We start from the raw sequence: 22,627 nt of genomic DNA on the forward strand, positions 1-22,627 counted from the left end.
CAAACAGAAGCACAGTCAGGTGCTGATAGAATCTGGAGAATCACATGCAGCTTAAACGTGTGGCAGAAGCCAAACTGCCAACCCCATGGGGCGATTTTCTCATGGTGGGTTTTGAAGAACTGGCAACCGGGCAGGATCACGTCGCGCTGGTATTTGGCGATATTTCGGGGCAATCCCCGGTTCTGGCTCGCGTACACTCTGAGTGTTTAACGGGCGACGCCCTTTTTAGCCTGCGCTGTGATTGCGGATTTCAACTGGAAGCGGCGTTGTCGCATATTGCCGAAGAGGGGCGCGGCATTCTGCTGTATCACCGCCAGGAAGGGCGCAATATCGGTCTGCTGAACAAAATCCGCGCCTACGCGTTACAGGATCAAGGCTATGACACCGTGGAAGCCAACCATCAGCTGGGTTTTGCCGCCGATGAACGCGACTTCACGCTGTGCGCAGATATGTTTAAGCTGCTCAACGTCGACCAGGTACGCCTGTTGACCAACAACCCGAAGAAGGTCGAAATTCTGACTGAAGCGGGAATTAACATTGTGGAACGCGTGCCGCTGATCGTGGGACGCAACCCGAAAAATGCCCACTATCTGGATACTAAGGCTGCCAAAATGGGGCACCTGCTGAGCAAGTAATTCCGATGAAAAATGAAGGGCCAGCCTGTGCTGGCCCTTTTTATATCAGACGCGGGTTTACAGCATATTGCGGATCACATAGTGCAAAATACCGTCGTTCTGATAGTAGGTCAGCTCAGTCGCGGTATCGATGCGGCAGCGGCACTCAATCACTTCCTGCCGACCATCCGCGCGCGTCAGCGTGACCGGCACCGTCATACCGGGCTGCAGAGCCTGCAGGTTGCTGATATCTATCCGCTCCTCGCCGTTCAGTCCCAGCGTTTTACGCGTCACCCCCTGCGGGAATTCCAGCGGTAAAATCCCCATTCCAATCAGGTTGGAGCGGTGGATACGCTCGAAAGACTCGGCAATCACCACCCTGACGCCGAGCAAACGCGGTCCTTTAGCCGCCCAGTCGCGGCTGGAGCCGGAACCGTACTCTTTGCCTGCGATCACCGCCAGCGGCGTGCCCTCCGCTTTGTAGAGCATAGCGGCATCGTAAATAGCGATAGGTTGACTATCCGGAAGATGACGGGTCATCCCCCCTTCCACGCCGGGGACCATTTCGTTACGAATACGAATATTGGCAAACGTCCCGCGCATCATCACCTCATGGTTGCCGCGACGGGAGCCGTAGGAGTTAAAATCAATGCGTTCGACGCCGTGATTTTGCAGATAACGGCCCGCGGGGCTGTCGGCTTTAATGCTGCCCGCCGGGGAGATATGGTCGGTGGTAACCGAGTCGCCCAACATGGCCAGAATGCGCGCGCCGTGAATATCCTCTACCGGTTTAGGCTCAACGCCCATCTCATCAAAGAACGGCGACAGGCGAATGTAGGTGGAATCATCCTGCCAGTCGTAGGTATCAGAGCGATCCACTTTAATCGCCTTCCACTCGGCTGTCCCTTCAAACACTTCGGCGTACTCTTTACGGAACATCTCCGTTGAGACTTGCTCAACCGCCTGCGCGACTTCGATGCCGCTCGGCCAGATATCCTTCAGATACACCGGCTGACCATCTTTACCCGTCCCTAACGGCTCACGGGTCAGATCGAGATTCATATTCCCCGCCAGGGCGTAGGCGACCACCAGCGGCGGCGACGCCAGCCAGTTGGTTTTGACCAGCGGATGAATACGTCCTTCAAAGTTGCGGTTCCCGGAGAGCACAGCCCCGACGGTCAGATCGCCCTGCTTGATTGCGCGCTCGATCGGGTCCGGCAGTGGTCCGGAGTTACCGATACAGGTGGTACAGCCATAGCCGACCAGATTGAAGCCCAGTTCATCAAGATACGGCGTCAGCTTTGCGTGGGCCAGATAGTCGGAAACGACCTTCGACCCGGGAGCCAGCGACGCTTTAACCCACGGCTGCGGTTTCAGCCCCCGCTCAACGGCTTTTTTGGCCAGCAAGCCGGCGGCCATCAGGACGCTGGGGTTCGACGTGTTAGTACAGGAGGTAATGGCGGCAATCACCACCGCGCCGTCAGGCAGCGAATACTGCTGTCCGTTCAGCGTGTAGTCGATTGGCCGTTTATCTTTCTGCGCGTGATTAACTTCCAGCTCGGTGCTGGCGGCAAAGGCCTGGGGCACATCGCCGAGCGCTACGCGGTCCTGCGGGCGTTTCGGGCCGGCCAGGCTGGCTTCAACGGTTCCCATATCCAGCGCCAGCGTGCTGGTGAATACCGGTTCATCTCCGGGCTGACGCCACATGCCCTGCGCTTTCGCATAGGCTTCTACCAGTGCCACCTGCTCTTCGCTGCGGCCGGTCAGGCGCATATAGTCAAGCGTTACCGCATCGATCGGGAAAAAGCCGCAGGTCGCGCCATACTCCGGGGACATATTGGCAATCGTCGCGCGGTCCGCCAGCGGCAGAGAATCGAGGCCATCGCCGTAGAATTCAACAAACTTACCCACAACGCCGTGTTTACGCAGCATTTGGGTGACCGTCAGGACCAGGTCCGTCGCGGTAATGCCTTCACGCAGCTTGCCGCTCAGCTTGAAGCCAACAACGTCCGGGATCAGCATGGAAACCGGCTGACCGAGCATGGCGGCTTCCGCTTCGATACCGCCGACGCCCCAGCCCAGAACGCCTAAACCGTTAATCATCGTGGTATGGGAATCGGTGCCGACCAGGGTGTCGGGGAAAGCCACCCACTCGCCGTTTTGCTGTTCGCTCCACACCGCCCGGCCAAGGTATTCGAGGTTTACCTGGTGGCAAATACCGGTACCCGGCGGTACTACGCTGAAGCGGCTGAATGCCTGCTGCCCCCAGCGCAAAAAGACGTAGCGCTCATGGTTGCGCTCCATCTCAAGCCGGACGTTCTCTTCAAAAGCATCATCGTCACCAAAACGGTCTACGGTGACCGAGTGGTCAATCACCAGGTCGACGGGCGAAAGCGGGTTCACTTTGGCGGTATCGCCGCCCAGGCGTTTGACCGCTTCGCGCATCGCCGCCAGGTCCACCACGGCAGGAACCCCGGTAAAGTCCTGCATCAGGACGCGCGCCGGACGGTAGGCAATCTCCCTGTCGGCATGGGCATGCTTCAGCCATCCGGCCAGGGCATGAATATCTTCGGCGGTCACGGAATCGCCGTCCTGCCAGCGCAGCAGGTTTTCCAGTAGCACTTTGAGCGATTTGGGCAAGCGCGAGAGATCGCCCAGTTGTTTAGCGGCCAGCGGTAAGCTGTAGTAATGCCAGGTTTTATCTTTAACCTGGAGCGTATCCTTACTGGCTGCTCGTAGGGTTGACGACATAGCTCCTCCTTTACCTTAGGGATAGCATCCCCTGATCCTCCTCAGGGTCATTATTAAAGATAACACATCTTTGATGTAACATTTTGATAACAACCCAAATTGCTAAAATAGGCGTAACGCATTAAGACAGGAAATTTGAATAATGAGGGCGGATATATTGAGAGGGATTGAAGAAGTCAGGTTTGCGTCGGCGAGCGCGTCGTATTAGTACACGAGTACAAAGAAAGACTAATCGCCATTATTCTGGCGATTAGTCCAATAGAGAAAATTTATCGAGCGAGTCTAAAAAGGGAAAAATTATATCCTCCTTATTACCGCTATTTTATCAGATAGAAATAATTCTCAATAATTCACTTGTCATAAAACTGACATAACCGCTGTGACTGGAAGGTGCTCTAGCTTAGTAACCAAACGTTGCAGACAACCAGAGCAATGACGCTCCAGAACATCGCAAGCCCAAGGATAACGGCGCTCCAGGCCTTACTTCTCAAAACTGGATCTATCTCAGTCTTGTCACGTTCCTGTGACATCGCAAACTTCATATAATCGATATCACTAATCATTTTTTCACCACCAATCGCTAAGAATTACTAACCACAGATAAATCTTAATTATGGATTGACTATTAATCCAGTGAATTCGCTTTTCAGCAGATATCTTTCATCATTAATTTGATCGCGGCAGGTATATTTGCAAATGTGGTACGAGGAGTTAACGAAAATTGTGATTCAGACGAGGTTTAGATATTCCATTTCAGGCCATTATAGGCTTTGGCATCCCCGAGAGGATGCCATTATTTTTTCTGTGGTTATTTTTCCGGTAATTTAATATCTTTGAACATCGCTTCAATATCTTCATTTGAGCGCAAAGCAACGGCAGTATCGACCACATCCCGGGTCAGATGCGGCGCAAATCGCTGAATAAAATCATACATATAGCTTCGCAAGAAGGTACTGCGACGGAAACCTATTTTCGTGGTGCTGTGGCTGAAAATACCATTGGCGTCCAGCTTCACCAGGTCCGGGTCGGAAACCGGATCCACCGCCATACTGGCAATTACCCCTACCCCAAGGCCCAGACGCACGTAGGTTTTAATCACATCGGCGTCGGTGGCGGTGAAAACGATGCGCGGCGTTAAGCCGGCGCGATTAAAGGCGGTATCCAGCTCGGAGCGGCCGGTGAAGCCGAAGGTATAAGTCACCAGCGGATACTGCGCCAGCTCCTCAATCGATACCGACTCTCGCGACGCCAGCGGATGCTCTGGCGTGACGACCACGGAGCGGTTCCAGTGGTAGCACGGCAGCATCACCAAATCATCATAAAGATGAAGCGCTTCGGTCGCGATAGCGAAGTCAGCATTGCCTTTCGACACCGCCTCGGCGATTTGCGTTGGCGACCCCTGATGCATGTGCAAGGAGACGCGGGGATAGCGTTCGATAAAGCCTTTGATAACGCCCGGTAGCGCGTAGCGGGCCTGGGTGTGGGTAGTTGCTACGTACAGCGACCCCTTATCAGGCCAGGTATGCTCACCCGCTACCGATTTGATCGCATCGACCTTCGACAGGACCTCGCGAGCGATGCGTATGATCTCCTGGCCTGCGGGCGTGACCTGGGTCAAATGTTTGCCGCTGCGGGCGAAAATCTGAATTCCCAGCTCATCCTCCAGCATGCGAACCTGCTTGCTGATGCCCGGCTGTGAGGTGTACAGGCCTTCGGCCGTGGAGGAGACGTTCAGATTATGGTTAACAACCTCAACGATATAGCGGAGCTGCTGTAGTTTCATGGCTGATATCCGATAGCACGTAAAATAAACCCGCTTAATACATTTTACGCTCAGGTCACTTGGCGGTGGACGGGCTAGCCCGAACCTCCCTGCGACTCGCCGTGTTGGCGCCACAACGTATCCTGATGACGGTGATGTATAAGACGATAAGATAATAAAAAAGGGATTAGCTATAACCACTATATCATTTATATCTACAGTGTATAGATACTAACAAAAAATAATAAGGCGGTTATAAGGCGAGAGGAGGAACAGAGTAATATCTTGGATATCAACAACATGTGATGTCAAAAAAGGGCCGCGACGCGGCCCTTTTATCAGATGATAGCAGTTACTTCTTTGCTTCAGTCCATTTGCCATCTATATAGAAAGCTGACCAGCCGGTGGCTTTGCCATCTTTCTCTGAGGCAACGTACTGCTGCTTAGTTTTACGGCTAAAACGCACCATCGTTTTGTTGCCTTCCGGATCCTGCTGCGGCGCATCGGCCAGATAGCGCAGCTTCTCCGCCAGACGGTCGCGGAAGCGGTACAGCTCTTCCACGAGCGGCGCGCGGGTTTCGCGCGATTTCGGGAAGGTGTTGGCAGCCAGGAAGACGCCCGCCGCGCCATCGCGCAGAACAAAGTAAGCGTCCGATTTCTCGCACGGCAGCTCCGGCAGCGGCACCGGATCTTCTTTCGGCGGCGCCACTTCCCCGTTACGCAGGATCTTACGGGTGTTTTTACACTCGTCGTTGGTGCAGGCCATATACTTACCAAAACGCCCCATCTTCAGGTGCATTTCGGAGCCACATTTTTCACACTCAACGATCGGGCCGTCATAGCCCTTGATGCGGAACTCGCCCTCTTCGATCTCGTAGCCATCGCAGGTCGGGTTATTACCGCAGACGTGCAGCTTGCGCTTCGGATCGATGAGGTAGCTGTCCATCGCCGTGCCGCATTTTTTACAGCGGCGTTTAGCGCGCAGCGCGTTGGTTTCAGCGTCATCGCCTTCCAGCACGTTGAGCACTTCGTTTTCCGGCACCAGGTTAATGGTGGTTTTACAGCGCTCTTTTGGCGACAGCGCGTAGCCCGAGCAGCCGAGGAATACGCCGGTGCTGGCGGTACGGATCCCCATCTTGCGCCCGCAGGTTGGGCAGTCGATGGTGGTCAGCACCATTGGGTTCGGCTGCATGCCGCCCTCTTCCGGATCTTTCTCTGCCGTCTGCAGCTGCGAGGTAAAGTCTCCGAAGAAGCTGTCGAGGACCTGCTTCCACTCGGCCTGATGGTTAGCCACCTGGTCGAGGCGGTCTTCCATCTGCGCGGTGAAATCATAGTTCATCAGATCGCGGAAGTTCTCTTCCAGACGATCGGTGACGATTTCGCCCATCTTTTCCGCATAGAAGCGGCGGTTTTCCACCCGCACGTAGCCGCGATCCTGAATGGTCGAAATGATCGACGCATAGGTGGACGGACGACCGATGCCGCGTTTTTCCAGCTCTTTAACCAGCGAAGCTTCGCTAAAACGCGCCGGCGGCTTGGTAAAGTGCTGCGCAGGGGTCAGCTCGACCAGGCTCAGGCTGTCGCCCTTATTGACCATCGGTAACGTACGGTCTTCATCGCCTTTACGCAGGGCTGGCATTACTTTGGTCCAGCCGTCAAAGCGCAGCGTACGGCCGCGGGCTTTCAGTTTGAAATCGCCGGCTTTCACCGTCAGCGTGGTGGAGTCGTACTGCGCAGGCGTCATCTGACAGGCGACAAACTGGCGCCAGATCAGCTGATACAGTTTCTGCGCATCAGATTCCATATCTTTTAACGTTTCGGCCAGCACGTTGACGTCGGATGGACGAATCGCCTCGTGCGCTTCCTGCGAGTTTTCTTTGCTGGCGTACTGATTCGCGCTCTCCGGCAGATATTTCTTACCGAAGTTGTCGCCAATGTAGCCGCGCACCATGCTCAGCGCGTCCTGGCTCAGGTTCGTCGAGTCGGTACGCATATAGGTAATGTGGCCCGCTTCGTAGAGACGCTGCGCCATCATCATGGTTTTCTTCACGCCGAAGCCAAGACGCGTGCTGGCGGCCTGCTGCAGCGTGGAGGTGATAAACGGCGCGCCCGGCTTGCTGCTGGTCGGCTTATCTTCACGCTCCAGCACGCTGTAGCTGGCTTTCTCAAGCAGCGCGACCGCCGCCATGGTTTCATCACGGTTTACCGGACGGAACGGCTTATCGCCGTTATGCGTGACCTGCAGCGGTAACGCATCGCCGCCAGGGGTCGTGGTGCTGGCGTCAACTTCCCAGTACTCTTCCGGAACGAACGCTTTAATTTCGCGCTCGCGCTCGACCACCAGACGCACCGCAACCGACTGGACGCGGCCTGCTGACAGACCGCGGGCAATTTTTTTCCACAGCAGTGGAGAGACCATGTAGCCCACCACGCGATCCATAAAACGGCGCGCCTGCTGAGCGTTGACACGGTCAATATTCAGTTCGCCCGGCTTTTCGAAAGCCTGACGAATCGCATTCTTCGTGATCTCGTTGAACACCACGCGGCTATAGCGCTGTTCATCACCGCCGATAACTTCCCGCAGGTGCCATGCGATGGCTTCCCCTTCGCGGTCAAGGTCGGTTGCGAGATAGATGTGGTCAGCTTTTTCCGCCAACTGTTTGAGTTCAGAAACGACCTTTTCTTTACCCGGGAGTATTTCATAGTGCGCATTCCAGTCATGCCACGGGTCCACGCCCATACGGTTGACCAGAGCGCCGCGTTCATCCTTCTTAGGCTTTTTAGCCCCTTTGGTGGAGGTAGAGTCGGCGCTCTTTTTGGAAGCTGAGCCACTGGTCGGCAAATCGCGGATATGACCGACGCTGGACTTAACCACGTAGTCATTACCCAGATACTTATTGATCGTTTTGGCTTTTGCCGGGGACTCAACGATAACGAGAGCTTTACCCATATTCACCTTTACCTAATTTGATTCATCCAGGAATACATCGCACATTGATTCACCATCCACTGGCGACACGTCACAACCTATGTTGCGTCGTTATCGATGGATATCAACCCCTTGCACCGGTTTCGCATCCATAAAACCAGATAGCTGAGTTTGCTGGCTTTTTCTCGCCAGGCGACATAGCACGAATAATTTTTGGCCGAATGTCAAGCAAATCTGTTGCCAGATCGCTGAAAGCGTCACACTGTACCTGATAAAATTCGTTACGCAACTTTATTAGCATGCAAAAGCAAATCCCGCCACTAAACTGATGTTTATTAGGCTTCTGCGATTACCCCTGCAAGATCAATGGAAAATTTGCCCCTCGCCGCCGCGCGGCGTAGACTAGCCGCGAAGAAACACAGGAGGCATTTATGCAAGGTACAACCCAACCCATCGATCGCCAGACGCTTCTGGAAAAAGCCAACAAACTCATTCGCGAACATGAAGATACGTTAGCCGGGATCGAGGCCACCGACGTCGTTCAGCGTAACGGCGTGCTGGTGTTCAGCGGCGAGTTCTATCTTGACGAGCAGGGTCTGCCAACGGCGAAGAGTACGGCGGTATTTAATATGTTTAAATACCTCGCACACGAGCTGTCTGATAAGTACCACCTGGCGGATTAACCGCTGCCTGCAGGGCCATGACAACAACGCGAGGCCGAAGCCTCGCGTTGTTTGTTTACATCAGCGGCTTTTGCCCGCGCTGCCACCAGCGCAGCAGAAGTTTATCGGCGCTTTCCGCCGCGCTGCCGGTAAACCGCTCGAGCATTTTCTTACGCTGCTGATAGCGCACGCTGATAACCTCGTGCTTATCCATCAGCCCCAGCAGAAGTTCATCGCTGGTTTCCACCGCGTCCACAAGGCCTTTTTCCAGCGCCTGAACGCCGTACCAGTGTTCACCCGTCGCTACCTGCTCGATATCCAGCCCGGGGCGCATCTGGTGGACAAAATCTTTGAATAGCCGATGAGTATCGTTGAGGTCTTCGCGAAATTTCTGCCGCCCTTCTTCGGTATTTTCACCCAGCATCGTCAGGGTGCGTTTGTACTGCCCGGCCGTATGCAGCTCAATGTCGATATCTTTATTTTTCAGGAAGCGATTGATGTTGGGAATTTGCGCCACAACGCCAATAGAGCCCAGGATAGCAAAGGGTGCACTGACGATTCTGTTCGCCACGCAGGCCATCATATAGCCGCCGCTGGCCGCGACTTTATCGACCGCGACCGTTAGCGGGATCTGCTTGTCGCGCAGGCGCTGCAGCTGTGAAGCCGCCAGGCCGTAACCGTGAACCACGCCGCCTGGGCTTTCAAGGCGAATGACGACCTGGTCGCGCGCTTTTGCCGCCGCCAGAACGGCGGTGATTTCTTCGCGCAGGCTGCTGACTTCATGGGCATCCATACTGCCTTTAAAATCCAGCACCCAAACGCGCGGCTTGACGTCCGGCTCTGGTGTGCCGAGCTTCGCCCGCGCCTTTGACGCCTTTGCTTCCTGCTTGAGCTTTTTCTTTTGCGCTTTATGCCACAGCTTCTGCTGCGGCCCATCGAGCAACGAAACCGCCAGCTCTTCCTTCATCTCCTTATATTGCTCGCTAAGATTGGTGACCCGCAGCTCGCCGCGCTGTTTTTTGCGCTGAGTCAGGTTAACAATAATGGCGACGATAACCGCAATTGCGACAACGATGGTCGCGATTTTGGCCAAAAACAGGCCATATTGAGCAAGTAATTCCACGTTTTCACCTTGTGTAAACCGCTGACGTTGGCGCACAGTGTACATCAGCCGTCGGCGAGAAGTCTTTGTGCTTTGTGTCGCACGCGAGGCGCCTTCCTGTTTTTTTCAGCGACGATGAAATCGTTGCAAGATATTAATTCCGCGAAGAGTTTCCGCTTCGCCGATTGCAATAGCGGGCGCTTTCAGGCATAAAGCGCAAAAGTGAGATACCGAACAGCAAGCGCGATCGTCAGCAGATCGCCCGAGGAGTCGCCGTGCACTATCAACCGCAACGTCACCTGTTACAGGACCGCATCATCCTGGTTACCGGCGCCAGCGACGGCATTGGCCGTGAAGCCGCCCTGACCTATTCCCGCTATAGCGCCAGCGTTATCCTGGTCGGCCGCAATGAAGCAAAGCTGCGCAGCGTCGCGCACGAAATACAGCAGGCGGGCGGCATTCCCGCCCGCTGGTTTACTCTCGACCTGTTAACCTGCACGCCGCAGGAGTGCCAGCAGCTGGCGCAGAAAATAGCCATCCACTACCCGCGCCTTGACGGGGTGCTGCACAACGCGGGTCTGTTGGGCGACGTGTGCCCGATGGATCAACAAAAGCCGGAAGTATGGCAGCAGGTGATGCAGGTGAACGTGAACGGCACCTTTATGCTCACCCAGGCGCTGCTTCCTTTATTACTTAAATCCGAATCGGGTTCGCTGGTCTTTACCTCTTCCAGCGTCGGCCGCCAGGGACGCGCGAACTGGGGCGCGTACGCCGCGTCGAAATTCGCCACCGAGGGCATGATGCAGGTGCTGGCCGAGGAGTATCAGAACCGCCATCTGCGGGTCAACTGCATTAACCCAGGCGGCACGCGCACCAAAATGCGCGCCAATGCGTTCCCGACGGAAGATCCGCAAAAATTGAAAACCCCCGCTGATATCATGCCGGTTTACCTGTGGCTGATGGGCGACGACAGTCGTCGCAAAACGGGAATGACCTTTGACGCCCAGCCGGGCCGTAAACCAGGAATCGCACAATGAGTGATGAACGCCACCGCGAACGCCAGCAGCGGGTAAAAGATAAAGTTGACGCTCGCGTCGCCGCCGCGCAGGAAGAGCGCGGCATCGTGATCGTCTTTACCGGCAACGGTAAAGGCAAAACCACCGCCGCTTTTGGCACCGTCACCCGCGCCGTCGGGCACGGTAAAAAAGCCGCCGTCGTGCAGTTTATTAAAGGTACCTGGCCAAACGGCGAGCGCAACCTGCTTGAGCCGCACGGCGTTGAGTTTCAGGTGATGGCGACCGGTTTTACCTGGAATACGCAGGATCGCGAAAGCGACACCGCCGCCTGCCTCGCGGTCTGGGAGCACGGGCGCCGCATGCTGGCTGATGAAAGCCTCGACCTCGTTTTGCTGGACGAGCTAACCTACATGGTGGCTTATGATTACCTGCCGCTGGAAGAGGTGCTTACCGCGCTGCGCAACCGCCCGGCGCACCAGACGGTGATTATTACCGGCCGCGGCTGCCACCGTGAGATTACCGAACTGGCCGATACCGTCAGCGAGCTGCGCCCGGTGAAGCACGCCTTTGACGCCGGAATCAAAGCGCAGATGGGGATCGACTACTAGCCGCCAGCCGCTCGAGCAGCGCATGATTCAGCGGCAGGCACAGGCAATCCTCCCCCAGCGCCAGTTCGCTTTCGCGCATATTTTGCCGCGAGACGAAGCGCTTGCGGTATTCGGTTGGCGTGACGCCGCAGTATTTATTAAAGGCGGCGATCAGATACTTGTGTTCCTGAAAGCCGCAGCTGTGGCTAATCTCCGTGATCGGGGTGCGGGTATCGCGCAGCAGGGTGCGGGCTTTATTTAGCCGCACCAGCGTCAGATACTCTTTAAAATTATACCGGCTCACCTTTTTGAACAGCCGCGAGAACCAGGAGTAGCTCATCCCGCTATGGCAGGCGACCTCGCTCAGCGTCAGCGGCTGATCAAAGTGTTGATTGATAAAATCAATGCCTTTTTTGATCATCGCCTCGTCGCGCAGCGAGCTTTCGGCGCGCCGCGTCGGCTTTCCGGCGGAGACGACTGCATCCAGCAGCAGATAAATCGCCGCGATACGCTGAAACGGCGCGTGGTTATCGATCAGCTGTTCCAGTAGCTTCGCCAGCCGCTGGCGTACCTTGCTGTCTGCCGGAGAGTAAGGTCGTCCACAGGTACTCCAGTCCAGCTGCGGCGAGGGATGAAGTTCATCAAACAGGCCGGGGGAAAACTGTACGGTGAGCAGCTGGCTGCCCGCCTCCTCGGCGCTCAGCGAATGGACCTCTTCGGCATTGATATACAGCATGTCTCCCTGTGCCAGCTCCAGGCTTTGCTGGCCGACGACGAGGGTAAATCGCCCCGCCAGCACGGTAATCAGCTCCGGAGCCGGATGCCAGTGAGGCTCGCAGTAGCGAACCTCCGCGGCAAACACGTTCAGCTTCTCCGCGTCAAAGGCAATCAGCTCGTAGCCGCTGTTCGCCGTTTGTCGTCCGCTCTGGGTGACCGAGCGAGGGTGAGTCACTGAAAAAGGAAACATGCGCACTCTCCTGTCATTGGCAATGATGAGCGCCGGCCAGCACGGCGTTAAGCTCGTCGCGTTCGATATCCAGCGCCAGGAATTCGGTCAGCGCAATCAGCAGCCCGCAGAACAGATCCGGCGCCAGGCGAATCAGTTTTTCACGCACCTGCTCCGCCGGCATCTGGCTCTTATCGGCAATCAGCTTCACTACGCGGGCAAAGGCCTCCGGCTGCTGGATCAGCTGTTGTAGAGAGTTATCATCGCGCAGCGGGACATACCGCTGCGGACAATCTACCTCAATCTCCGCGATCAACGGCAGATCCCGGGATGAGGCGCCGACGCGAACCTGCCAGATACCCGGCGTCACGACCCAATCACCCAGGCCCGGATGATAGCAGGCCAGCTCGCCAATGGGCAGCTGCAGGCTCACGCGACGGGTCTCTCCGGCGGCCAGCGCCACTTTGCTGAACGCTTTTAATGACTGCACTTCGCGAATCAGCTCCCCCTTCGGCGCGCTAACGTACAGCTGGACGATCTCTTTGCCCGCATACTCTCCGCAGTTGGTCAGGTCGAACGACACGGTAAGCGTCTCGCCTGCACCTGCACGGCGGGCTGACAGCGCGATATTATCGTACGCAAACCGGGTATAGCTTAAGCCAAAGCCAAACGGAAACTGCGGCGTCATACGACGTTTATCATAATAGCGATAGCCGACAAAAAGCCCTTCTCCGTAATGATGACGCAGATTTTCGCCCGGATAGTGCAGCCAGGCCGGCGTTTCCTCCAGGGAATTAGGTACCGTTACCGTCAGTTTGCCGCAGGGGTTACGCTGGCCGAAGAGGATTTCCGCCACCGCGCGCCCCATCCCTTGCCCGGCAAAGAACGTTTCCAGCAGCGCTTTGCACTCGCCGAGCCACGGCATCACCACCGCATCGCTATTCGCCAGCACCACCACGATATTCGGCTGGACCGTCGCCACTTCGCGAATTAACCGTTCGTGCACCGGCAGAATATGCAGATCCTGACGATCGCCGTTTTCGCCATCTTCACCTACGGCGGTGCTGACGAAGATCACCGCCACGTCGGCCTCCTGCGCGACGCGGCAGGCCTGCGCCAGCGCCTGTTCATCGCAGCGCAGATCGTCCGGCGCGCCCACGGCCCAGGAGACGCTGAAGTCGTCGCCGGCGAGGTCAAAAATTTCATCCAGCGGCCGATCGAGCAGATACGGCACCGTGGTCGCGCATCCGGACCCCTGGATCACCGGCTCCTGAGCCGGTTTACCCAGCACCGCAACGCGCGGCGTTCTCTCCGGACGCAGCGGCAGCAGATTATCTTCATTTTTCAGCAAGACAATGGATTCACCGGCAAGCCGCTGCGCCAGCGCGTGGTGCGCCGTAAAATCGGCTCGCGTTTGCGGGCGGCGATGGCGCTGGATCTTGTCGAGCAGTTCCAGCATGCGGAGACAGGCGCGGTCCACCACCTCCATCGGCACCTCTCCGGTTACAATCGCCGCCAGCAGAGTTTGTTTATCGCGGCGGGTTTCGGGCATCGCCAGATCGTTACCCGCCATCAGCGATGCGGGGCGATCTTTAATACCGTACCAGTCGGACATCACCAGCCCTTCATATCCCCACTCATCGCGCAAAACCTGAGTGAGCAAAAACGGATCCTGGGAGGTTTGCACGCCGTTAAGACGATTGTAGGAAGACATCACCGTCCACGGCCGGGATTTCGCAATCGCGCGCTGGAAACCCGCCAGATAGATTTCCCGCAGCGCCCGTTCTTCAATAATCGAATCCATTTCCGTGCGGCGGTACTCCGAGTTGTTCGCCGCAAAGTGTTTCAGGCTGGCGCCAACCCCCTCCTGCTGCAGGCCGTTGATCAGCGCAGCGGCAATATCGCCGCTGACCACCGGGTCTTCGGCGTAATATTCATAGCCTCGCCCGGCCAGCGGCGTACGGCGAATGTTAATCCCCGGCCCGAGCAGGATCCCGACGCCCATTTGCTGACACTCCCGCCCCAGCGCTTCCCCCATCTGATGCACCAGCTCCACGTCCCAGCTGCAGGCCAGGCTGGAACCATTAGGAAAGCAGGTCGCCGGTAGCGAAGTGCTGAATAGCGCCTCGCTCCCCCCTTTCGCGGCGGGCTCTTCCGCGCTGGCCTTATCTGCGGTTTGGGTAATGACCGAGATAAAATCATCCATACTCCACTTTTCCCGGCCATCAATCTGCGCGCTGCTGTAGCGCACGCCGTAGGTGCCGTCGGTCATAATGATATCTTCGATACCGTGCTGCGGCAGCGAGGCCGTCCGCCACAGGCCGCTGCCGGTCAGCAGCGCCACTTTTTCTTCCGCGCTCATCGCGGCGAGGGTGGTGTTAAAATCGTTATTCATCTCTCTGGCTCCCTGAGGTTAAAGCGCGTTCTGTTTGCGCAGGCTGATTTTTTGCACAATATCGCGATAGGTTTTTTCATCCAGCGAATAGCAGGCGACAAACAGTGCGCTGAGCGCAAACATCGCGCCGGGAAATAGCGTCATCAGTACGTTAATGCCGTTAATCGCGCTGGCGGTAATGTTGCCCGCGTCATAGTGGTAATAGTCCAGCATCCAGCCCGCGCAGCCGCCGCCGATGGCCATCGCTATTTTGGTGATGAAATTAAAGAAACCGTAAATTGCGCCTTCGGTGCGCACCCCATGGTGCCACTCGGCATATTCCACGGTATCGGCAATCATTGACCACATTGAAACAAAGCCCATCCCCAGCGTAATACTGTACAGACACACGCCGGTCATGATCAGCCAGATATTGTCGCCAGCGATAAAATATTGCATCAGTACGCCCGCAATGCCGATCAACAGCGCCACCAGCGTCATTTTCTTTTTACCTATCAACGCAATGATTTTTTCCGAAATAACGGTACCGACAATATAAGCCGCCGACTGAATCATAAAGAAGGTGGAAGTAAAACCTTCGCTACCAATGATATATTTGATAAAGTAAATAGCGATCGCCATCCACACGGTATAGGCAATATAAAAAAAGACGGTGAACATGGAGAGGTTAATTAGCGGCGCGTTGCCTGCCACCGCCTTCAACATTTCCCGCAGCGTTGGCGCCGGAGTCTCTTCCTCTTCTTCACCAACGCGCTCTTTGGTCATCCCGAAGCAGGCAAGGAACAAAAACGTCGCCAGCAGCGCAAAGCAAGAGACGGCGAAGACGTACCCCAGCTGTTTATCGCTAAACGGGGAAATCAGCCTGTCCGCGGTAGTGGACACAATCAGATAGCCAACAATCGCCAGGACAAACCGGTATACCGACAGCGATGAACGGGAGGCTTCATGCTGGGTTAAACGGTTGGTCAGCGCCGAATAAGGCGTATTTACCGCCGTATAGGCCAGGCAATAAATAGTATAGGAAATCAGTGCGAAGTAGAATTTGGCCTCACCGCCGAAAGGCACAAAGCAGAGCACCGTTAAGAAGCCGAGCGGAATTGAACCATACAACAACCAGGGTCGAAGCTTACCGTAGCGGCTGTGGGTTTTATCGATGGCAAAACCAATCAGAATATTAAAGGCCGCATCAACCACGCGGGCAATAACAAAGATCAGGCTCGCCTGTACGGCGCTAATGCCGTAAATATTGGTATAGAAAAAAAGTAAAAACAGAGAAACGAAGCCGAAGGATAAATTAGAGGCGAAATCGCCAAAACCATACCCTATTTTTTCTTTAACGCCGATAACCACATAGCTTGCCGAAAGTTTTCCTGCTGTTTCCATTTTAGGCTACCTGTTAATGTAATCAGTGGCCTCAGTATATGGCGTCGCCTGGCGCACCGCTTTGCGTTATTTGTCCGGGCATTTCCTGTTTTTTGTCTTTATGCAGAAGTGTGAAAGGAGTCACAGGAGGGGGAATTCCGGCGGTGACCGCCGGAACTGGAATAATTAACCGTTACCGTTATTACGGCTGCTGGAACGACGGTTGTTATTATTATTGCTCACCTGGCTGTGGCGCTTAACCGCGCGGCGAATCTGATTCGCCTTCATGCGACGGCGATCTTTTTCGACGGCGACCTTAGAGGTGGTTTCCGGCGTAAGCTCAACCAGTTCGCGCAGGTAGTTGGTTTGCGCCAGGTCCAGCTCGGTGTAGCCGCCGCGCGGCAGGCCTTTCGGCAGCAGAATATCGCCGTAGCGCACGCGGATCAGGCGGCTGACCTGTACGCCAACGGCTTCCCACAGGCGGCGAACTTCGCGGTTACGGCCTTCGGTCAGCGTGACGTTGTACCACTGGTTAATCCCTTCGCCACCGGTAAACTTGATGGTTTTGAACGCCGCCGGGCCGTCTTCCAGCTGCACGCCGCGAGAGAGCTGGCGCAGCTTGTCATCATCTATCTGGCCAAATACGCGCACCGCGTATTCACGTTCCACTTCGCGGCTCGGGTGCATCAGGCGGTTCGCCAGTTCACCGTCGGTGGTAAACAGCAGCAGGCCGCAGGTGTTGACGTCAAGACGACCGACGGCAATCCAGCGCGCGCCGCGCAGCTTTGGCAGACGATCGAACACCGTCGGTCGCCCTTCCGGGTCGTTACGGGTACAGAGTTCGCCTTCCGGCTTGTAGTAAGCCAGCACGCGACAAATCTGTTCCGCAGACTCTTTCACCGAAATCAGATGACCGTCGATGCGAATTTTTAAACCCGGGACAATTTCAACGCGATCGCCAAGGGTGGCGATTTTGCCATCGACGCTGACGCGGCCAGCTTCGATTTTGGCTTCGATTTCACGGCGGGAGCCGTGGCCAGCGCGGGCCAGCACTTTTTGTAATTTCTCGCTCATTGAGCTTCCTTAAGGTGTCGCCTTCCCAGGCGTCTGGTATACTTCGAAAAACAGGGCGCGAGGCAAAATGAAACCTAACACCCTGTTCTGTAAAATTTTTTTGCATCAGCGCGTGCCGTTATCTATGTTGCTACAGCAGACATAACAGAGACACGCCTTCTCGCGTGGGCGAACATGGTACACGAACTTTAAGATGAATGCTTCTTTGCGTTACGAGCATAGCACAACTTACCGCGCACCTCCGTCCGGGCGCATGGCGCGCTGATGGAAGCCAGGTAGCACAATAGGGTCTTTTGCAGAGGATGAACCATCAAAAGGCGCGCGGCATTGCGCCGCGTTGAACGGCGGCAAATAAAAGCGGCGAGCGGGTATTCATTACATGACGATTCCTTCCATGGAAACAGACGTCATTACAGGAACGGCGTTACGTCCCCCACGCCTTCACGCACCACAACCGGCGCATCTTCAGTGAGGTCGATAACCGTGGTCGGCTGCTGGCCCAGATAGCCGCCGTGAATAATCAGGTCAACCTGCTTCTCCAGACGATCTTTGATCTCTTCCGGGTCGGATTCGGTAAAGTCGCTTCCCGGCAGCATCAACGAAGTGGAGAGCATCGGCTCGCCCAACGTTTCCAGCAGCATTTGCGCAATCGGGTTGGACGGCACGCGCATACCGATGGTCTTACGCTTATCCTGCAGCAGACGGCGCGGAACTTCTTTGGTGCCCTTGAGGATAAACGTGTAGTTACCCGGGGTATTGTTTTTAATCAGACGAAAGGCCACGTTATCAACGAATGAATAGGTCGACAGTTCGGACAAATCGCGGCACATCAGGGTGAAGTTGTGGCCGTTTGGCAGATTACGGATCCGGCAAATCCGCTCCATCGCGCCTTTATCTTCAATTTTGCAGCCTAACGCGTAGCCGGAGTCGGTCGGATAGACGATGACCCCGCCTTTACGCACAATGTCCACCGCCTGGTTAATTAACCGCGCCTGTGGATTTTCCGGATGAATATAAAAAAACTGGCTCATACTTCCCTCTCAATTTTGTTCTACGGCCACTTCCCAACTGCGCCAGATCCCTTCCACGCCCGCGGGTAGCCAAAGTTTGCGGCCCAGTTCGATCCACGGGCAGGGCTGATGAAAATCAGACCCCTGCGAGGCATCCAGGCCATACTGCACGGCGTAAGCGGCAAGCTGTGCGCGCTCGTGAGGCGCCTGCTGACACTGCGCCACCTCCATCGCATCGCCCCCCTGCTCGCTAAAATGGGCCAACAGCCGTTTTAACCACTTGGCGGAGAGATCGTAGCGCCCGGGATGGGCAATGACCGCTTTACCGCCAGAATGATGAATGACATCAATCGCTTGTTTTATTGTACACCACTGAGGCGGAACGTAACCGGTTTTCCCGCGCGCCAGATACTTCTTAAATACGTCAGCCATATTGTTGGCATAGCCGGCCTCCACCAGAAAACGGGCAAAATGGCCGCGCGTCACCGCACCGCCGTCCGCCAGCTTCAGCGCCCCTTCCCAGGCGCCCGGGATCCGCGCTTTTTCCAGCCGCTCGGCGATCTGCTGACCCCGCATCTGGCGACGCGCTTTCTGTTCATCAAGCAGCGCGGTCATCGCCGGATGGTCGATATCGATATTCAGCCCGACAATATGAATTTCATGATTTTCCCACAGAGTGGAAATTTCCACCCCGGTAATCAGCGCCAACGGTAAACCGGCACGTTCAATTTCACGCTGAGCCGCGGGAATTGCCGCCACGGTATCGTGGTCGGTAATCGCCAGGGTGCCGACGCGCATCTGGTGGGCGCGATGGACAAGTTCTTCTGGAGTCAGACGCCCGTCAGAGGCGATGGTATGGCTGTGCAGGTCGTAAATCACTGCGTAATTGGTGTTGCTCAAGATGACTCCTGCTGGACATGAACCGGTACCCGTCATACTTTAAGTCACAGGCAGATTGATTGTGGTTCTGCAGCTTAAGTGATTAAGGATAGTAATAAGCGCATCATCATACCGACTGATAGAGAAAATCTGCAAACAGGGGTTGACTTTAATCTCTCGGACTAGTTAACTAGTACGCAAGTTCACATGAAGGGGTATCAACAATGAAAACGCAATTCATCACTCTGCACGGCTGGTGGCGCACCTCCTGTTATCGGGCGGCGTGATCGCGTTTTGCACTCAGCATACAGATACCCGGCCCGCCAATGAGCGGGCTTTTTATTGGACAAATTATTATAGCGAACAGGCGACAACAATAATGCAAACATCAAAACCGGCACTCGAGCTTCTCACCAGCGACGCCATCTATCGGGAAAACCCCACGGCGCTGTTCCACCAGCTATGCGGCGCGCGTCCAGCCACCCTGCTGCTGGAATCCGCGGATATCGACAGTAAGGATGATTTAAAGAGCCTGCTGCTGGTGGATAGCGCGCTGCGCATTACCGCGCTAGGTGACACTGTCACTATTCACGCATTTTCCGCCAACGGTACGGCGTTACTCGAACTGCTGGATAGCGCGCTGCCATCCGGCATCGATAACCAGCGTCAGCCAAATAGCCGGGTATTAACCTTCCCGCCGGTCAGCGCGCTGTTGGATGAAGATGCCCGCCTGTGTTCACTCTCGGTATTCGACGCTTTTCGCCTGCTGCAGGATCTGATAACCGTCCCGCAGGAGGAGCGCGAAGCGATGTTCTTCGGCGGCCTGTTCGCCTATGACCTGGTCGCTGGCTTTGAAGACCTGCCGCCGCTGGAGAGCGACACCGCCTGCCCGGATTACTGCTTCTATCTGGCGGAAACGCTGCTGGTTATCGACCATCAGACCAAAAATACCCGTATCCAGGCGAGCCTGTTCACGCCGCTGGAAAGCGAAAAACAGCGTCTGCTACAGCGGCTCGCTCAGCTTCGTCAGCAGCTAAACGAGCCGCCGGCGCCGCTGCCGGTGACCACGGTTGCCGAAATGAGCTGCGACTGCGATCAGAGCGACGAAGAGTACGGCGCCGTCGTGCGTAAAATGCAGCGCGCCATCCGCGCGGGCGAGATTTTTCAGGTCGTGCCGTCACGCCGCTTCTCGCTGCCCTGCCCGTCGCCGCTGGCCGCTTATGATGTGCTGAAGAAGAGCAACCCGAGCCCGTACATGTTCTTTATGCAGGACAACGATTTCACCCTCTTCGGCGCGTCGCCGGAGAGTTCTCTCAAGTACGATGCCACCAATCGCCAGATTGAAATCTATCCCATTGCCGGTACCCGCCCGCGCGGCCGCCGCGCGGATGGTTCGCTGGATCGCGATCTCGACAGCCGCATTGAGCTGGAGATGCGCACCGACCATAAAGAGCTCTCCGAGCATCTGATGCTGGTCGACCTTGCGCGTAACGACCTCGCGCGCATCTGTACGCCGGGTAGCCGCTACGTCGCCGACCTGACCAAAGTCGACCGCTACTCCTTTGTGATGCACCTCGTCTCCCGCGTGGTTGGCGAGCTGCGCCGCGATCTTGACGTGCTGCATGCCTACCGTGCCTGTATGAATATGGGCACCCTCAGCGGGGCGCCGAAAGTGCGCGCCATGCAGCTAATCGCCGCCGCTGAAGGCAAACGCCGCGGCAGCTACGGCGGCGCGGTGGGCTACTTTACCGCCCACGGCGACCTCGATACCTGCATCGTGATCCGTTCCGCCTACGTGCAGGATGGCGTCGCCACGGTGCAGGCCGGCGCCGGTATCGTGCTCGACTCCGTTCCCCAGTCAGAAGCGGATGAAACCCGTAATAAAGCTCGCGCGGTGCTGCGCGCTATCGCCCAGGCCCACCACGCGAAGGAGATTTTCTAATGGCCGACATCCTGCTGCTCGATAATATCGACTCTTTTACCTATAACCTGGCAGACCAGCTGCGTTCGAACGGCCATAACGTGGTGATTTACCGCAACTCCGTCCCGGCGCAGGCGCTGATTGAGCGCATCGGCACCATGAAAAACCCGGTACTGATGCTTTCTCCGGGGCCGGGGACGCCGAGCGAAGCGGGCTGCATGCCGGAGTTGCTGACCCGCATGCGCGGCAAGCTGCCGATTATCGGTATCTGCCTCGGCCATCAGGCGATTGTCGAAGCCTATGGCGGCTACGTCGGTCAGGCCGGTGAAATTCTTCACGGGAAGGCGTCAAGCATTGAGCACGATGGCCAGGCGATGTTTGCCGGACTGAGCAATCCGCTGCCGGTCGCCCGCTATCACTCGCTGGTGGGCAGCAATATCCCGGCCGGACTCACCATCAACGCCCACTTCAACGGTATGGTGATGGCGGTGCGTCACGACGCGGATCGCGTTTGCGGCTTCCAGTTCCACCCTGAGTCAATTCTGACCACCCAGGGGGCACGCCTGCTGGAGCAAACCCTGGCCTGGGCGCTGCAGAAGCTGGAGCAGACCAACACCCTCCAGCCGATTCTGGAAAAACTGTACCAGGCCGAAACCCTGAGCCAGCAGGAGAGCCATCAGCTGTTCTCTGCGGTGGTTCGCGGTGAAGTCAAACCCGAGCAGCTGGCCGCCGCGCTGGTGAGTATGAAAGTACGCGGTGAGCATCCGCAGGAAATCGCCGGCGCCGCCACCGCGCTGCTGGAAAACGCCGCGCCGTTCCCGCGTCCGGATTATCCGTTTGCCGATATCGTCGGTACCGGCGGCGACGGCAGCAACAGTATCAATATTTCGACCGCCAGCGCGTTTGTGGCCGCCGCCTGCGGCCTGAAGGTCGCGAAGCACGGCAACCGCAGCGTATCGAGTAAATCCGGTTCCTCCGACCTGCTGGCGGCGTTCGGTATCAACCTGGATATGAATGCCGATAAATCTCGCCAGGCGCTGGATGAACTGGGCGTTTGCTTCCTGTTCGCACCGAAGTACCACACCGGTTTCCGCCACGCGATGCCGGTCCGTCAGCAGCTTAAAACCCGCACCCTGTTTAACGTGCTTGGGCCGCTGATCAACCCGGCTCATCCGCCGCTGGCGCTGATTGGCGTCTATAGCCCAGAACTGGTGCTGCCGATTGCGGAAACCCTGCGCGTGCTGGGCTACCAGCGCGCTGCGGTGGTGCATAGCGGCGGTATGGATGAAGTGTCGCTGCACGCGCCGACGGTGGTCGCGGAACTGAACCATGGCGAAATCAAGAGCTACCAGCTCACCGCCGCCGACTTTGGCCTGACGCCTTACCATCAGGAGCAGCTGGCAGGCGGCACGCCGGAAGAAAACCGTGACATTCTTACGCGCTTGCTACAAGGTAAAGGTGAAGCCGCTCACGAAGCCGCCGTTGCCGCCAACGTCGCCATGTTGATGCGTTTACATGGACACGAAGACCTGAAGGCCAACGCGCAGCAAGTCATCGATGTGCTGCATAGCGGAGCGGCCTATGACAGAGTGACCGCATTAGCGGCAAGAGGGTAAA

The 22,627-nt window shown here is 56.4% G+C and carries 17 protein-coding genes and 1 other annotated feature; of the genes, 6 read left to right on the top strand and 11 right to left on the bottom strand.

The annotated features are described in order from the left end of the window. Positions 1 to 44: 44 nt before the first annotated feature. Positions 45 to 635 (top strand): GTP cyclohydrolase II, encoded by a 591-nt coding sequence (gene ribA, locus ABLU67_RS03105; RefSeq protein WP_004121245.1) that lies wholly within the window; start codon positions 45 to 47, stop codon positions 633 to 635. A 57-nt stretch (positions 636 to 692) separates the two neighbouring features. On the opposite strand, the gene acnA is transcribed toward ribA, so the two are convergent. The 4 genes from acnA to topA all read right to left on the bottom strand — a co-directional run bounded on the left by acnA (position 693) and on the right by topA (position 8,077). After that, complete coding sequence (gene acnA / locus ABLU67_RS03110) at positions 693 to 3,365, bottom strand: aconitate hydratase AcnA (RefSeq protein WP_049070223.1); 2,673 nt, start codon at positions 3,363 to 3,365, stop codon at positions 693 to 695. Between the two features lie 395 nt (positions 3,366 to 3,760). Further along, on the bottom strand, positions 3,761 to 3,928 hold the full coding sequence (locus ABLU67_RS03115) for a YmiA family putative membrane protein (RefSeq protein ID WP_004121247.1): 168 nt from the start codon (positions 3,926 to 3,928) through the stop codon (positions 3,761 to 3,763). A 245-nt stretch (positions 3,929 to 4,173) separates the two neighbouring features. Next, the gene (cysB, locus tag ABLU67_RS03120) at positions 4,174 to 5,148 is read right to left on the bottom strand and encodes an HTH-type transcriptional regulator CysB (protein WP_004121248.1); all 975 of its coding nucleotides are present in this window, start codon (positions 5,146 to 5,148) and stop codon (positions 4,174 to 4,176) included. A 331-nt stretch (positions 5,149 to 5,479) separates the two neighbouring features. Further along, entirely contained in the window at positions 5,480 to 8,077 is a 2,598-nt protein-coding gene (topA, locus tag ABLU67_RS03125; protein WP_014229012.1) for a type I DNA topoisomerase, read from the bottom strand. A 410-nt stretch (positions 8,078 to 8,487) separates the two neighbouring features. On the opposite strand from topA, the gene ABLU67_RS03130 reads away from it, so the two are divergent. Then, on the top strand, positions 8,488 to 8,739 hold the full coding sequence (locus ABLU67_RS03130; RefSeq protein WP_004101388.1) for a YciN family protein: 252 nt from the start codon (positions 8,488 to 8,490) through the stop codon (positions 8,737 to 8,739). Between the two features lie 55 nt (positions 8,740 to 8,794). Here the strand turns inward: ABLU67_RS03130 and sohB are convergent, their stop codons facing one another. After that, positions 8,795 to 9,841, bottom strand: a complete 1,047-nt coding sequence (sohB, locus tag ABLU67_RS03135) for a protease SohB (protein WP_004850151.1) — start codon at positions 9,839 to 9,841, stop codon at positions 8,795 to 8,797. 254 nt (positions 9,842 to 10,095) lie between these two features. Here sohB and ABLU67_RS03140 point away from each other — a divergent pair, with 254 nt between their 5' ends. Together ABLU67_RS03140 and cobO are read left to right on the top strand one after the other, a co-directional pair. Then, the gene (locus ABLU67_RS03140) at positions 10,096 to 10,857 is read left to right on the top strand and encodes a YciK family oxidoreductase (RefSeq protein ID WP_046878272.1); all 762 of its coding nucleotides are present in this window, start codon (positions 10,096 to 10,098) and stop codon (positions 10,855 to 10,857) included. Further along, complete coding sequence (gene cobO, locus ABLU67_RS03145) at positions 10,854 to 11,444, top strand: cob(I)yrinic acid a,c-diamide adenosyltransferase (protein WP_004850148.1); 591 nt, start codon at positions 10,854 to 10,856, stop codon at positions 11,442 to 11,444. The genes ABLU67_RS03140 and cobO overlap by 4 nt, the downstream gene beginning before the upstream one ends. Here cobO and ABLU67_RS03150 read toward each other — a convergent pair. From ABLU67_RS03150 to rnm, 6 genes are all read right to left on the bottom strand, one after another. Then, positions 11,416 to 12,390 (bottom strand): AraC family transcriptional regulator, encoded by a 975-nt coding sequence (locus ABLU67_RS03150; RefSeq protein WP_348852155.1) that lies wholly within the window; start codon positions 12,388 to 12,390, stop codon positions 11,416 to 11,418. The genes cobO and ABLU67_RS03150 overlap by 29 nt on opposite strands. A 13-nt stretch (positions 12,391 to 12,403) precedes the next feature. Next, complete coding sequence (locus ABLU67_RS03155; RefSeq protein WP_348852156.1) at positions 12,404 to 14,764, bottom strand: glycoside hydrolase family 3 C-terminal domain-containing protein; 2,361 nt, start codon at positions 14,762 to 14,764, stop codon at positions 12,404 to 12,406. An 18-nt stretch (positions 14,765 to 14,782) separates the two neighbouring features. Next, positions 14,783 to 16,147, bottom strand: coding sequence for a glycoside-pentoside-hexuronide (GPH):cation symporter (locus tag ABLU67_RS03160; protein ID WP_014229008.1), 1,365 nt, complete (start codon positions 16,145 to 16,147; stop codon positions 14,783 to 14,785). A 165-nt stretch (positions 16,148 to 16,312) separates the two neighbouring features. Next, positions 16,313 to 17,200 (bottom strand): 23S rRNA pseudouridine(2605) synthase RluB, encoded by an 888-nt coding sequence (rluB, locus tag ABLU67_RS03165; protein WP_004121268.1) that lies wholly within the window; start codon positions 17,198 to 17,200, stop codon positions 16,313 to 16,315. Positions 17,201 to 17,610: 410 nt separating this feature from the next. After that, positions 17,611 to 18,231, bottom strand: coding sequence for an L-threonylcarbamoyladenylate synthase (locus ABLU67_RS03170; protein WP_004850139.1), 621 nt, complete (start codon positions 18,229 to 18,231; stop codon positions 17,611 to 17,613). A 9-nt stretch (positions 18,232 to 18,240) separates the two neighbouring features. After that, a complete protein-coding gene (gene rnm / locus ABLU67_RS03175; protein ID WP_032749459.1) occupies positions 18,241 to 19,110 on the bottom strand; it encodes an RNase AM in 870 nt (289 codons plus the stop codon). Positions 19,111 to 19,337: 227 nt separating this feature from the next. Continuing rightward, positions 19,338 to 19,433, top strand: a sequence feature (Trp leader region). 35 nt (positions 19,434 to 19,468) lie between these two features. Between rnm and ABLU67_RS03180 the strand changes: the two genes are divergently transcribed. Both ABLU67_RS03180 and trpD read left to right on the top strand, forming a co-directional pair. Continuing rightward, positions 19,469 to 21,031, top strand: a complete 1,563-nt coding sequence (locus ABLU67_RS03180) for an anthranilate synthase component 1 (protein ID WP_014838210.1) — start codon at positions 19,469 to 19,471, stop codon at positions 21,029 to 21,031. Continuing rightward, positions 21,031 to 22,626, top strand: a complete 1,596-nt coding sequence (trpD, locus tag ABLU67_RS03185) for a bifunctional anthranilate synthase glutamate amidotransferase component TrpG/anthranilate phosphoribosyltransferase TrpD (protein ID WP_004850135.1) — start codon at positions 21,031 to 21,033, stop codon at positions 22,624 to 22,626. The genes ABLU67_RS03180 and trpD overlap by 1 nt, the downstream gene beginning before the upstream one ends. Position 22,627: the final 1 nt, after the last annotated feature.

Source organism: Klebsiella sp. GN_Kp190 (assembly GCF_040061795.1).
GTDB lineage: Bacteria > Pseudomonadota > Gammaproteobacteria > Enterobacterales > Enterobacteriaceae > Klebsiella > Klebsiella michiganensis.